Annotated in this window: 12 protein-coding genes and 3 pseudogenes; 3 read left to right on the plus strand and 12 right to left on the minus strand. The window is 57.8% G+C overall.

From position 1 onward, the window contains the following. Positions 1 to 3: 3 nt before the first annotated feature. The gene (locus IPK65_03040) at positions 4 to 2,991 is read left to right on the plus strand and encodes a DUF3570 domain-containing protein (protein ID MBK8162153.1); all 2,988 of its coding nucleotides are present in this window, start codon (positions 4 to 6) and stop codon (positions 2,989 to 2,991) included. Positions 2,992 to 3,092: 101 nt separating this feature from the next. Next, a complete protein-coding gene (locus tag IPK65_03045) occupies positions 3,093 to 3,974 on the plus strand; it encodes an FAD:protein FMN transferase (protein MBK8162154.1) in 882 nt (293 codons plus the stop codon). Between the two features lie 84 nt (positions 3,975 to 4,058). Here IPK65_03045 and IPK65_03050 read toward each other — a convergent pair whose 3' ends face one another. The 12 genes and pseudogenes from IPK65_03050 to IPK65_03105 all read right to left on the minus strand — a co-directional run bounded on the left by IPK65_03050 (position 4,059) and on the right by IPK65_03105 (position 13,298). Then, the gene (locus IPK65_03050) at positions 4,059 to 4,376 is read right to left on the minus strand and encodes a putative addiction module antidote protein (GenBank protein ID MBK8162155.1); all 318 of its coding nucleotides are present in this window, start codon (positions 4,374 to 4,376) and stop codon (positions 4,059 to 4,061) included. Between the two features lie 200 nt (positions 4,377 to 4,576). Then, positions 4,577 to 5,326 (minus strand): hypothetical protein, encoded by a 750-nt coding sequence (locus tag IPK65_03055; GenBank protein MBK8162156.1) that lies wholly within the window; start codon positions 5,324 to 5,326, stop codon positions 4,577 to 4,579. Between the two features lie 265 nt (positions 5,327 to 5,591). Continuing rightward, positions 5,592 to 5,852 (minus strand): annotated as a pseudogene (locus IPK65_03060) (helix-turn-helix transcriptional regulator). 21 nt (positions 5,853 to 5,873) lie between these two features. Further along, positions 5,874 to 6,136: pseudogene (locus tag IPK65_03065) on the minus strand (type II toxin-antitoxin system mRNA interferase toxin, RelE/StbE family). A gap of 144 nt (positions 6,137 to 6,280) precedes the next feature. Beyond that, positions 6,281 to 6,496: a hypothetical protein gene (locus IPK65_03070; GenBank protein ID MBK8162157.1), complete on the minus strand. Its 216-nt coding sequence runs from the start codon at positions 6,494 to 6,496 to the stop codon at positions 6,281 to 6,283. Between the two features lie 585 nt (positions 6,497 to 7,081). Then, positions 7,082 to 7,531: a hypothetical protein gene (locus IPK65_03075; GenBank protein MBK8162158.1), complete on the minus strand. Its 450-nt coding sequence runs from the start codon at positions 7,529 to 7,531 to the stop codon at positions 7,082 to 7,084. A 226-nt stretch (positions 7,532 to 7,757) separates the two neighbouring features. Then, on the minus strand, positions 7,758 to 8,243 hold the full coding sequence (locus IPK65_03080) for a hypothetical protein (GenBank protein MBK8162159.1): 486 nt from the start codon (positions 8,241 to 8,243) through the stop codon (positions 7,758 to 7,760). Between the two features lie 112 nt (positions 8,244 to 8,355). Then, positions 8,356 to 9,640 (minus strand): annotated as a pseudogene (locus IPK65_03085) (hypothetical protein). 402 nt (positions 9,641 to 10,042) lie between these two features. Beyond that, complete coding sequence (locus tag IPK65_03090; GenBank protein MBK8162160.1) at positions 10,043 to 11,086, minus strand: class I SAM-dependent methyltransferase; 1,044 nt, start codon at positions 11,084 to 11,086, stop codon at positions 10,043 to 10,045. Positions 11,087 to 11,389: 303 nt separating this feature from the next. Continuing rightward, positions 11,390 to 11,917, minus strand: a complete 528-nt coding sequence (locus tag IPK65_03095) for a TIGR00645 family protein (protein ID MBK8162161.1) — start codon at positions 11,915 to 11,917, stop codon at positions 11,390 to 11,392. Between the two features lie 133 nt (positions 11,918 to 12,050). Then, positions 12,051 to 12,575 (minus strand): DUF4410 domain-containing protein, encoded by a 525-nt coding sequence (locus tag IPK65_03100; protein ID MBK8162162.1) that lies wholly within the window; start codon positions 12,573 to 12,575, stop codon positions 12,051 to 12,053. 138 nt (positions 12,576 to 12,713) lie between these two features. Next, positions 12,714 to 13,298 carry a hypothetical protein gene (locus IPK65_03105; protein MBK8162163.1) on the minus strand — a complete coding sequence of 195 codons (585 nt, stop codon included), beginning with the start codon at positions 13,296 to 13,298 and terminating at the stop codon, positions 12,714 to 12,716. Between IPK65_03105 and IPK65_03110 the strand changes: the two genes are divergently transcribed. Next, a partial coding sequence (locus IPK65_03110) for a hypothetical protein (GenBank protein MBK8162164.1) occupies positions 13,297 to 13,482 on the plus strand: 186 nt, incomplete at its 3' end. The genes IPK65_03105 and IPK65_03110 overlap by 2 nt on opposite strands.

Here is a 13,482-nt window from a genome sequence, read left to right on the forward strand (position 1 = left end):
GTCATGCGGCGCCGCCGTCTTTCGCAACTGACGGGCCGGAACGCGGACGCACATCTCCTGGTTCCGGATTACCGCAGACACAATCGCGCGCCGGAGCGCCGGAGTCCCCTGAGGGCCCTGACGCTCGCCGCCATGGCCCTGCCCGGCCTCATGGCGCAACCCGTCTGCGCGGAGGAAGGCGACTCGGCCGGTTTTCAGTTCGGACACTATCAGGAAGGCGAGCGGGACCTGGCCGGTGCCGACAGCATGTTCGACCCCATCGAGGTCGACAGCTTTCACACCGGCGTGAACTTCACGCCGGGCGATCGCCTGAAGGGCACGGTCAAATTCACCGAGGACGCCTGGTCCGGCGCAACGCCGGTCGCGACCGCGCCGCTGTCGGCGCACGGCAACCGCGTCACCACGACCCATGTCATGACGGGCGCCTCCATCGAAGGCCTTCACAATCACGACGAGGAAGCGGAAGAGGAAACGCCTGCTGAGACCGATGGTGTAACCGGCGCCTCGCCGTATCTCTACAGCACGCTGAAGCTGGACGGGCAATACCGGCCGCTGCTCACGGACGTGGAAGGCGCGGTCATCGGCGGCGTGGACACGGAACTGGTGCACACCATGTCCAGCGCATCGCGCGAGGTGCGCAAACAGGTCGATCTGGGCCTGAGCCGGGAATTCAATGAGTCGGCGCTGAATGTCGGCGGAGGGATCTCGCACGAGCGGGACTTCGAATCGATGTACGGCAGCCTCGGCGGACGCTGGGACTTCAACCGCAAGCTCACCACCCTGGAAGCCGGCCTCAGCTACACCGCCAGCACCACCGAGGCCCTGCTCGATCATGATGTCGTGCCCCATGTCTATGAGCCGTACATGTACATCTACGAGCGGCGCGGCGATGACATATACAACCGGACCCAGTCGACCAGCCGGATGGAGCTCGGCGAGTTCGCGCCGACCCTGACGGGAGATCGCACGGACTGGGCGATGAACCTCGGCGCGACCCGGATCCTGAACAAGAAGGCCTACCTCGAAGCGAATCTTGGCTACACGCGCAGCTCCGGCTACCTGTCCAACCCGTACAAGGCCGTGGAGGCGATATTCATCGACCCGCTGCTGCAGGAAGGCCAGGCCGGCGGCAATACGTCCGCGGACTATGTCTATGACGCGCAGATCGTCGCGCTGCTGGAACAGCGCCCGGACCTGAGAAACCAGGGCACGCTCAACCTGCGCTACGTCCAGCACATCGCCGCCACCGACGCCGCCCTGCACCTGAATTACCGCTACTTCCAGGACGACTGGGGGATTCGCGCGCATACGCTGCAGACCGAGTGGGTGCAGCCGGTGGGCGACAGCTGGACCCTCTCGCCCAGGCTGCGCTATTACTCGCAATCGGCCGCCGACTTCTACACGCCCTATCTCACCACGCAGCAGGGCCTGTTCACCTATGTGACCGATCCGACCCTCGGGCCGATCTACATCAATACCGGGTCGCCCACCGACGGCATCAAATATTACGAGGATCAATCGGGAACGGTGACGCCGCCGATCGATCCCAACCCGGGCTCGCGCAATTTCGGCCAGCCGGTGGTCAGCCTCAACGGCCTCGCCGTCATCAACCAGCAGACCGGACAGCCGGTCAACGACCAGACACTGGTCGACGCCCTGACGCAGGAAACGGTGCCGTTCGACCGCAAGAAACTCCCCGAACACTATTCGAGCGACTCGCGGCTCGCCGGTTACGGCACGCTGAGCGCGGGCATCACGCTGGTCAAGCGCCTGGCCAAAGGGATCCGGCTCGAACTCGGTTATGAATACATCGAACATGCCGGCAGCCTGAAGCTCGGCGGCGGCGGCGAGGACGATTACATCGATTACGATGCGTCCCTGTTCAACGCCGCGGTCACGATCGACCTCGACTCGGCCAATCTCTTCGACGGCGCGATGGAGGATCACTCTGGCCACGCGGGGCACATGCATCACGACATGCACGAGCACCACGCGGGCGGCGCGCCGGCCGGCGTCATGTTCGACCACATGCTGGCCGGCAGCGGAGACCTCATGGTGGGCTACCGCTACATGTTCAGCCGCCAGGGCGGCGATATCCTGGGCGGCAGCAATACCGGCGGCGTCAGCGATTTCAACATCATCAATCGCGCCTGCGCCGGCAAGCCCTGTTATGTCCGTCCGACCGAAATGAGCATGCACATGCACATGCTCGACATCATGTACGCCCCCACCGACTGGCTGAACCTGATGCTGATGCCGCAGTTCGTGGAGATGGACATGTCCATGCGGCTGCTCGATGAGTCGCCCCGCACCGGCGGCATGGACGCCATCGGCATGGCCATCACGCACAGCAGCCATGCCCACACCTCGGCGGGCTTCGGCGACACCGAGATGCACGCGCTGTTCAGGCTGTTCCGCGGCCGCAGCTCCGGGATGCACCTGGGCCTGGGCCTCAGCGCTCCCACCGGCGACGTGTCAGTCGGGATGCGGAACATGATGCACGTCGACATGGGCCTGATGGATTACGGCATGCAACTCGGCAGCGGCACCTGGGACTTCAAGCCGAGCCTGACCTACACCGGCGCGCGCGCGCCTCTGTCCTGGGGCGTGCAGCTCAACGGCACGATGCGCCTCGAGGATCGCAACGCCTCCGGCTACGCCCTCGGCGACGTGCTCCAGGCTACGGCCTGGGGCAGCTATGACCTGGGCGACGTCTGGTCGACCTCGCTGCGCGGCATTTATACCTTGCAGGGTGAGATCGAGGGCGCATACAACGACACCCACATCCGGATTGGCCCGGTGGACTACCCGCACAACTACGGCGGCACCTTCATCGACCTCGGCCTCGGCCTGTCCGCCAGCATCCGGAGCGGGACCTTCGCGGGCAACCGCCTGAGCCTCGAATGGCTGCTGCCGGTGCAGAACGATTTCAACGGCCACCAGCTCGACCGCGAAGGGACACTGGTCTTCAACTGGGGCATCCATATCTGACGACCGGGCCGACTTGACACCCCGTCACCCGGAGCCGCATCGTTTGGGAAGTCATGAAGTCTTCCGGCGAATCGCGACTGTTCAAATTCCCGTTCAGGGCGATGGGCTCGCCGTGCGAGATCCAGCTCTACGCGCGCGACGACTCCGCCGCCCGCCGCATCGCGAACCTGGCCATCGCCGATGCCGAACGGCTGGAGGCGCGCTACTCACGTTACCGCGACGACAGCCTGCTGTCCGCCATCAACCGCGTCGCGGCCGCGGGCGGCAGCATTAACGTCGACGATGAAACCGCCAGCCTGCTGAACTACGCCGACACCTGCCACCGCGAGAGCGACGGCCTGTTCGACATCACCTCCGGCCTGCTGCGCCAGGCCTGGAACTTCAAGTCCGGCACCCTGCCCGAGGACAGGCAGATCCGGCAACTGCTCGACCGGATCGGCTGGCACAAGGTGCGCTGGTCGCCGCCGACGATCGGGTTCGAACCCGGCATGGAGCTCGACCTCGGCGGCATCGTCAAGGAATACGCGGCCGATCACCTCGCGACGCTGTGCCGGAACGCGGGCGCGCGCCACGGCCTGGTGAATCTCGGCGGCGACATCCGCGTCATCGGTCCGCACCCGGACGGGAGTCCCTGGCGCATCGGCATACAACACCCGCGCAAGCCGGGCATCGAACCGATCGAGACCATCGCCCTGCACCAGGGCGGCGTCGCGAGCAGCGGCGATTACGAGCGCTGCATCATCGTCGACGGCATCCGCTATGGCCATATCCTGAATCCGAAAACCGGCTGGCCCGTGCGGCACATGGCCGCCGTCACCGTGGTGGGAGATTTCTGCGTCGTGGCCGGCAGCGCCTCCACCATCGCGATGCTGAAGCAACAGGACGGCCCGGCCTGGCTGGAAAGCCTGGGATTGCGCCATCTTTGGGTGGATGTGGAAGGGAATGTCGGCGGATCGCTGAGCCGGCCTGTCGTTCGCCCGTAGTCCGGCGTGATGCGGACATAGATTGCACTATGCTGCGGATGGGGACAGATTTGAAATCTGTCCCCGATGTTCTATTGATCAGTACTATGCCGCCCTGGCGTGCAATTGAAGGCCGAGCGCCTTCGCCACCTTCAACACTGTCGCCAGACTGGGGTTTCCATCCTCGCTCAAAGCCTTGTATAAGCTCTCGCGACTGAGCCCCGATTCCCGCGCCACCTTCGACATCCCCTTGGCGCGCGCAATATCCCCCAGCGCCCGGGCGATACCGGCGGCATCATCCGGCGCCTCGGTCAGCCATGCATCCAGGTAGGCGGCCATTTCCTCGGGCGTGCGCAATTGATCCGCAACATCGTAGGGAACGGTCTTTGTCTTTACTCTGGTTTTGGTAGATGTCTTTGCCATAGTCGATCCATACAAACATGCTGACGCACATGACATTAGATCGTATCCTATAGGATACAGCTGTCAAGCATTAATGTGGCCTATGACGAGACAGAACGCCCAAATCAAAAAGTCATCGATGGGAGCTCACTGGTAGCCGCTGACGGGGACAGATATGAAATCTGTACCCGATGTTAAATAAATCTGTCCCCAATTTTATTTCAGTCCGGCCGCGCGCCTTCCGGCGGCGCGCGCAGGAACCAGAGCTGGTGGGCGCAGATCAGCCATTGCAGCGCGAAGGCGGTCCCCATCACCGCGCCGCCGGCGAACACCGTGTAGGCGAACACCACCGACACCTTGGTCAGCCACCAGGAACCGATGTCGACGAAGATCGCGAGGAAGGGCAGCGCGATCAGGATCGACTTCAGGTGGCGCTGCCGTACATAGGCATGGCTGAAGATCAGGCCGAGGAATGCGAAGATGAAGGTCATGCCGAACAGGTGCACGTGCGACACGCGCACCAGCGCGCCGATGGACACCCCGCCGTCGGTCGCCGTGAGCGGCCTGACCTCGGCATAGCTCCCCAGCGAGGGATCCCTGCTGGCATGGCAGAGCTGGCACTTCGCCTGCAGGATCGGCTGGATATCCCGATTGAATTCCGCTTCGTCCGCCCCCGTGCGCACCCAGGCGATGATCTGCTGGACCTGCTCGGGGCTCGCCATGGCGGACATCGGGCCGCGCAGCGCCGTCTCCAGCCGGCTGTTGTCCGGCGTACCGGCATAGGCGATCTGAATGTCACGCACCGACAGGCCGGGTTTGCCGTCCGCGCCCGCGTGCACCTCGAAGATCTGGATCACGGCAAACAGGTAGCCGAGGCCCAGGATCAGCAGAATCATGCTGTAGAGCACCTTGAGGTGGCGCGGCAGTTCGGAGAAGAACGGATGGTGATAGACCGGGCGGCTGGCGTTCATAGCGATGGCTCACTTAAGTGAGAGCGCCCGGGGCTGGGCGAGCCGAGATTCTAACCGAAGCGGCGGTGATAAAACGAGTCCGCACCTGGCTTCAAGTATGTCAGGTTCGTGACAAGGGCGGAGGACCTTCGCTAATCATCAGGTGCGTGCGCATCAAGGGCTCGGAGTGAATGAACATCTCAGTCATAGAATTTTCACCAGCTCTGGCCCCCTGATCCGCTGATAACGTTCGGCTCACGGGCCGCATGTCCCATGGAGCCGATAATTACGCCGCGGATTCCTGCTGCACATCCCATCCTGGGAATACCAGGACCGCGGGATGACATTTGAGCGCTCTGGCAAGAACCTTGGCTCGCTCCACCCCAAGGCTAACTCGATCATTTTCAATAGCCGAGATAGTAGACTGTGGAATGCTGGTAATTTCCAGCAAGTTCATTCTGACTTAACCCTGCAACTCTCGAAGGATTTTCACCGACTCGCCTACCGACACTTCCACCATTTTCTTCGCTTTACGATAATCTTTCATTTCACTTGCTCCGATAATCATGTGTGGAGTCACGCTGACTACCTGCACAGAACCTTTTCTCTCACCACCCGGTAAATCACACGATACTGAATATTGAGACGGGAAGATCGGTGCCCCTGCCATTCACCTCTTAGAGCTTCGTCTCTGAATCCTGAGATTGCCCTTAACCCCTCTGGGCCGCTGATTAAAACGATATCCTTCCATTTCTCGTAACGCTTGAGGATATCCATAGGAAGCGCCTCCAGTTGCTTTATGGCCTTCCTGTGCTCGTATATCTCCCACATACCTGAATTAGTATATCCTATATGGTATGTCAATCGCGCGGCATAACGAGTCGCTAACCGGTGCAGCGCTTTTTGCATGTCCGGTTGAGCGACTTGTCAGAGATTGCTCCTGGGTCTCCGTATATGCATCGAGAAGCCAGCGAATCATTTTCTGATATTGGGTATTATGCTTCGTTGCCTCGCATAAGCTTCATCATAGGAGGAATCGGAAAAATACTTTTTATATGCATCTTTCAATAAGTCTTCACAGGCTGGATCATGATTTTCAATCAACGCGGGCTTAAACCAAGACGACTCAACATTGACATCATCTGCCGGTGCCGGCTTTACCGCGCATGCCAAATAGAAGAACATCATCATGTAGTTCAGTTTCCGCATCTGTTCCTTCTTTAATTAGAGAGAACCGAGAGGGTCAGAGATCTACACCCGATCGCCTTGCCCGAATGTGCATGGCAGATTTTTTATCGGAGGTATCGAGGTCAGCGATGGTTATATCAACAACTCTGACCCCTTGATACCCGCAACGTGAGCACTTGAATTGTTTCACTTTGGGTTGGCTCATTGGAAAAAGCTTACTCACAATGGTCAACACAACGACCATTGCGATAAGAACTCCAATGACAATTTCCGGTGACATTTAACTCCTAGGCTGGCACGACTGCAAATTGTTATTTGCTTCTATCCTTCTCATGATCTCACGTTTGCGAGAAACACTCTCATCGCCTATATCGATCCCCTAGGATCTTCAGTCGTAATGGGCTTTGACCCCTTTCCCCCACCTAAAATAACGTGGTCTGTCCCCTGTTGCCCATCGAACAATTTCCAAATTTGGTGCTTGAATCATAGTGAGTCCCTTTGTAAGGCCAACGCACAAGCTGTGAGGCGCAAACGAAGCACAGCGGAGTTTGCGCCCGAACAAGCGCCTTGTTAGGCGCTTATCAAATCTTAATACGTTACTTTCAAATTTGGATGAAACGTACTCACTGGATTATCCGCAGAATCTGGATCCTTGAGCGCCATCCTTACTTGTGTTGCGATCTCAGCTTTATACGTTTGAAGATTTGGCACCATTGTGAAGATATTCGTAGTATCAATTTGGATGGTTCTGAATTGTTCTAAGTCGAAAGGTATCTTGTCGGCCTTCCTAATTATTTGAACCGTTGGAAGGCGACATACATGCCGCAGGCACAACTCGTAGAATACGTTTGGATTGTGATAAGAGAGGTCCGCAATAACAAGTTTTGCTTTTAAGATATGTTCAATAATTTGGGAAGTTATCATTCCAGGCTTGCCGATCTTATCCGCCCTGACAACGGCTAGCCCAAACTCTTCAAGAGTTGGTTCTACAATAGATCCTAAAAACAAGTCTGCTGCGCCTATGCTCTGTGCCTTCATCACCAATAGGAGAAATGTAGAAACAAATCTTTTCCCATTCATGAGGTTCGGCCTTCGGGGCTTTGCCCCGATTCTCGTCTCGCGGTTGATCAACGGGATTTTCTAATGAAGTTGCCGATGAGCTCGATGCAGGCAACTCTTCCAGAATTTGCTCGATTGGCACTATCCTTTCGGGTCCAGCTATGGGCTTCAGTACACCAAGGAACTTAGAGTTAACGATAAACATCTAAACGCATTCCTTTACATCGTCCTCCGGTATGTTTTGCTCCTTTGCCAAATCCTCTAGCACAGATGTTGCTGGAAGCCTATTCCCTTTCAGCGAATCATAGAGAGCCTTAAATGGAGGAATCTTGTCGATGGCCAGCTGGAAACGTGCCTTTAGTTTGTCGCGTGGAGCGATCTCGGAACCTGTAACCACTTTCCCATCCGCAGTAAGCTCAAGGTGTTCGGCTGTATAGCTTCCTTTCGTCAAGCCATACTTATTCGAATTGACAATAAGCATGCGACTTGAGCTGCTGTCGGGCGATTTTCCAATTTGATCGAACAGGGTCAATCTGCGCACCTTTTGCCCGGCAGCGTGCTTTTGAATCGCATTTGCAAGAGTCAGGGCTTCTTCAAAGGATGCAGCCGGGAAGAGAGTGGTTCTGCGCGCTCTTTTCTGTGTGGCCTCTTGCTTTTGAGAAACCTTCCTTGCTGCAGCTTTCTTAACCATACCTGCCTCCTTAGTGAAACTAGCTCGATTAATCTAACGTTTCGCGTAACCGGCGGTCGAAAGCGGCAGAGCGAAGCGGCGCCGATTTTGGCCGTCCTAGTTCACGCGATTGTTAGGATTGTTCATGAGCATGATGCTGGTCGTAGATTAGAAACTTGTAATAGTAAAGAGACTTGATGACGTGATGGAGATTATGCATTTCGCGGAATGCGATGAGCAGCAAATGCATGAAATCAAGAAACGCAAGGTCTTCCCCTTGAGCATTATCGATCCGGCCACCGTCTGGAAAATGGGTAACAACCTGTGTTGCTTGATCATACTGAACGTTATTGTGAGCGATGGCATTGCGCAACCCAAGGTTAAAAACGTCTTGGGAGTGGTTGTACCAACAGTCGTCTAGGTACTTGAACTTGTCGGAAAGAGTCTTTTCGGACAACTTTCGCAAACCACTCAGTGAGCCGCCATCAATAGTCCTAAACGAGTTTGCATCTCCTCTATGCAAGAGATTATTTATCCCGGCAACCAGCACGAGTTGCCTGCCAATAATTTCAGAATGTCTTTGTAGAGGTCTTTAAAGCTAAAAAAATCGCTTGAGGAGACGCGCCCGGCGACAATTTTCGACATATCCCCCTTGATAAGATCGAGAAATAGCGCGGGCCGCAACGGCAGCTCGGCATCAAATATCTTTGGGTATATTATCAAGCAATCTCTCTGTAGGGCATCCATGAATCCTGCTCTAAATATCTCATCAATAAATGAATCCAAGGTCGCTCTGTCGAATGCGAACAGCATCCTCGGCAATTTTTCAGAAATCTCCCTCCCGTGTTCATGTACGACAAAGGGAAGAAGGCTTTTGCTATAACCCGGTAAAGGTAGCGTTCAGGTCTTGCGGAAGAAGGGATTGCTCTTGATTTTCCTCCAGGTATTCCGCCGCCCTTCGCTGGAAAGAGCTGCTTGTTCTTTCCGTGGTATAGGTTGATTATCCGCTTCAGTTCTTCGGCCCTTGGATAGATCTGGTTCAGAGCATGCAACCTAGCGGCATGAAACTGGGATATCTCAAAAGCTTTCCTTCGGTCCCCGCCCGTCGCTTCCTCCACTTGAGCGAGTGAAGCAAACCATGGAGTGACGCCTGGCACATACTCGCCGAATTTAACCGGAAAATCCAAGTGAAGGTCGACAAAAGGATTTATTCCGGAGAAAGGGCCATTGGCTTGCTGCTCCGATGGTTCGCATCCCTTAAAACTAAAATTGGAGTGAGGGGCCTCGGTGATGTCTAACACGATTTCCAGTTGCGAATGACAATGTGGGCATGAAAACTGGATCGGCTGGATGAGTCGATTCGAATATCCAATCCTGCAGTCAGTATCTAACTCACAAGTACCACAGGTAATTGTCATACACGTATTCATGAATCCTCTACCAGAATGCCGCGAAATCCTAACAGTGAGTAGATATTAAAATACTCCGTTATAACGTATCAGTTTTATTCATAACACACATCCGCTCAGACTATTTCATTGATTATACGAACGGAATTTAGCGAGACCGCGGACAAATGGATAAGTGATCGGAGCATCCTTCACAACAACGGGCGGGTAACCGGCTACAGACAAAGTGGATTCCCGCCTGCGCGGGAATGACGTGCATACAGTCTTGCCCTGCCATTAACAACGGTGACCGTCATCCTGGGGATCGCTGTGACGGCGGCCAACCATGCTCGCCTGAGTGTGAAACGACACAAAAACAAAAGGCCGCCCCGATAACGGTGGCGGCCCTGGTGTTTCAGTATTGCGGTGACGTCAGCGCTTGTAGCCGCTGACCATGATGAAGGGGCTGGGCGGGGCCATCTGTTCGGACTTGATGTCCTTGAAGCCGACCGCGCGCAGGATGTCTTCCATCTCGGTGGTGGAGTAGGACGAGCCCAGCACGGTGTTGATGATCTGGTTGACGCCGATCAGGGCGGCGAGCTTGGGGCCCTTCTTGTCGCCCCACAGCAACTGCTCCTGGATCATGATGACGCCGTCCTTGTTCATGGAGTCGTAGCACTTCTTCAGCAGCTTCTTGATGTTTTCCGGCGATTCCTGGTTGGTCATCGAGGACAGCAGCATGGCGTCGTTGCCGGTGCCGAGGCTGTCGGTGTTGTAGTCGCCGGGCAGCAGCTTCACGCGGTTGTGCATGTTGTACATGTCGACAACCTCTTTCGCGATCTTCAGGTTCTGATCGCGGTCCATCGCCACGGCGTTCAGGCCAGGGTAGCGCTCGCAGAACTTGACCGCGAAGGTCGCGGGGCCGCAGCCGACGTCCATCAGTTGCTTCTTGCCGGTGAGGTTGAACATCGAGGTCAGCACGTCGGACTGCGACAGGGCGCGGTTGTGCATGCCCATCATGTAGTTGCGCGTCTCTTCGTCGGAGTAGGCCTGGTGCATCAGCGCCGAGGGCTTGCCGGTCTTGACCGTGTTGTAGAGGCCGCCCCAGGCCTGGTACCAGTTTTCGAACATGTAGACGATGCCGCCCTGGTAGTACTTGCTGGACTCGGCGAGGAACATCTTGCTGAACTGATTGTTGCGGAAGACGTCGCCGTCGCGGTCGAGGAAGCCGATCGAGACCAGCGCGCTCAGCAGCGCGCCCAGGCAGCGGCGGTCGGACTCGGTCTCGCGGGCGAGGGTGTCGAGGTCCTTGCTCTTGTCATCCAGGATGCTGAAGATGTTCAACCGGTTGGCGGCGTGCAGGACGCAGGAGTCCCAGTACGCGGACGCCACCTGCATCACCTTCATCGGATCCATGCCTTCCGGCATGTCCCAACCCCATTCGCCGCCCTTCTTGTCGCCCTGGGAACCTGACATGGAAACCCCCCTGAGAGTTTGTATGGTATCGAGACTAAGTATCGGTAAGATATTGAAAAATACCGGCAAAATATAGCGAAAAACGCCGGAATTGTCCAGCCGGCGGGCCGGACCGCGCCGCTTTCACCCGGTCCCGCGCGCACCTAGGGCATTGCCGGGCCGGGAAAAAATCGTGGTTCCAGCCCCGTCAATCGCGCACCTGCCGCAGGTACTTGCGGTTCTTAGCGACGTGCGGGCAGCGGTTCTTGAGGTCCCGGAGCTTCTGGCGGAGACAGGTCGGTCCCCGGGCGAGCCGCCCGCCGGCTATTCGCGCTCGATGTCGCGATGGGCGTCCATCAGCGTCTTGGTCATGATGCGGTCGGTGAGCGCGATCGCGACCGACGAGACGATGAACGTGATATGGATGATGACCTGCCACTTGATGGCATGCTCGGTCATCTGCTCGGCGTTGATGAAGGTCTTCAGCAGGTGGATCGACGAGATGCCGATCAGCGCCATCGACAGCTTGATCTTCATCGTCGCCGCGTTGACGTGCGCCAGCCACTCGGGCTGGTCCGGGTGCTCGCGCAGGTTGAGGCGGGACACGAAGGTCTCGTAGCCGCCGATGATGACCATGATGAGGAGGTTGGCGATCATCACCACGTCGATCAGGCCGAGCACGATCAGCATGATCTCGGTCTCGCCGATCTTGTGCGCCTCGTGCACCAGATGGTAGAGCTCGACGCCGAACAGATAGACGTAGACGGCCTGTGCGACGATCAGGCCCAGGTAGAGTGGCGCCTGCAGCCAGCGGCTCCAGAAGATGACCTCGGACAGGCCGACGTGGAGCATATTGCGCGGGGGGATCGTTTTGGTTTCGCTCATGCCTTCCTCAGAGAAAAATACCCGACATCGGGGTGAAAAATTCCGTCTATCTTAATGGAATTCCCACGCCGATCCCAACTGTCGCAGTCAATTAAGGTGCTCAGCCCCCCGGGGCTCCGGCCTGCTTCCAGTCCAGCAGGACCTCGATCAGCGCGCCGGCGAAGCGTTCCATGGCGATATCGATGCTGCCCCAGGGCCAGTCGAAGGTGGGGGGATATTCCGGGGACTCCGCCTCCAGGTAAAACCTGCTCAGCACCTGATCGCTCGAACCGTCGATCACCGTTACGTCCGCGCCCACCTCATTGCTGCCGGCCATCTCGCCCACGGCGATGCGCAGCGGGTTGTGCACCTCGACGAAGCGCTTTACGTGGATCTCTATGACCAGGCTGCCGGTGTCGCCCGACTCTCCGGCGGCCGCGACCGACTGGAAGACCTGTTCCCCGTTCAGCTCATCGACCAGGATGAACTGCAGGGTCTCAAGGTGTTCCTGGGCCTTCGCCACGTCCGAGGTCACGCGGATCACGGCGTTGCCGTACGCCTCGAAACCGGCCGGGCGCTGCGGCTGCATGCCCGCGCATGCGGTCAGGAATATCAGAAGACCCAATACGAGGTGGGGCTTTCCCATGATGACGGCTCCGGTGATAGACGAGGATGATCTCCTGCGAGAGGGTCCATCATAGACGCGCCGGATGATGCCTGTGTTACATGACCCCGGCGCGCCTCCAGTATACGCCGCCGGCAGCCGTGCCCCAACAGCGCCCGCTCACACCGCCACCGCGCGCCGGCGATGGAAGATCAGCCCGATCAGCAGCACGCAGGCGATGGCAATGGCCGCCGGGAAGAGCACGGTCGTCAGCGAGTAGTGCTCCAGCGCCAGGATGACGAGGAGATTGCGCGCGGCGAACAGGCCGAAGAACAGCGGCGACTCCGTGCGCGGGAAGTGATAGGCCTTGCGCACCGTCGGCCCGAAGCCGAGCACGTCGACGAAGGTGAGGATGACCACGGCCCACAGCGGCCGGATCAGGGTCGCGTACCACAGCTTAAGCGACCACAGCGCGAGGGTGAAGAACAGCCAGTCGAGCTTCGTGATGGTGGTGTCCGCCCTCTTTATATAGGCCAGCACGGCGATCACGATGGTGATGCCGCCCGAGATCCCGATCGGCCAGGCGCCGACGCCGCCGCCGTCCGCGAGCTGCGCCAGGAACACCACGAAGGTCGTCGACCCCCAGATGATCCAGGAGAACACATGCGGCCTGATCTCGCCCTTGACGATCGAACGGATGTAGGGCAGAAATACCGCCAGCGTGAGGGCTATGGCAATGGCGCTCAGGAGTTCTTTGACATGCATGACTACATTGTTTCGTCTCGTTCACGCGGGAAAGGGTTTCGAAGTACATCAGGTACTCGATCAGGAGATCGACGAAGCCCCAGATAGACGTGCCGGTCATCAGCGGGGAAACTCCTGCACGCCCAGGGACAGCTTCAGTCCCTGCGACATCACCTCCGCGGTGCTCGAACTCATCCTCGATCTC

This window comes from Gammaproteobacteria bacterium (genome assembly GCA_016712635.1).
Taxonomy (GTDB): domain Bacteria; phylum Pseudomonadota; class Gammaproteobacteria; order SZUA-140; family SZUA-140; genus JADJWH01.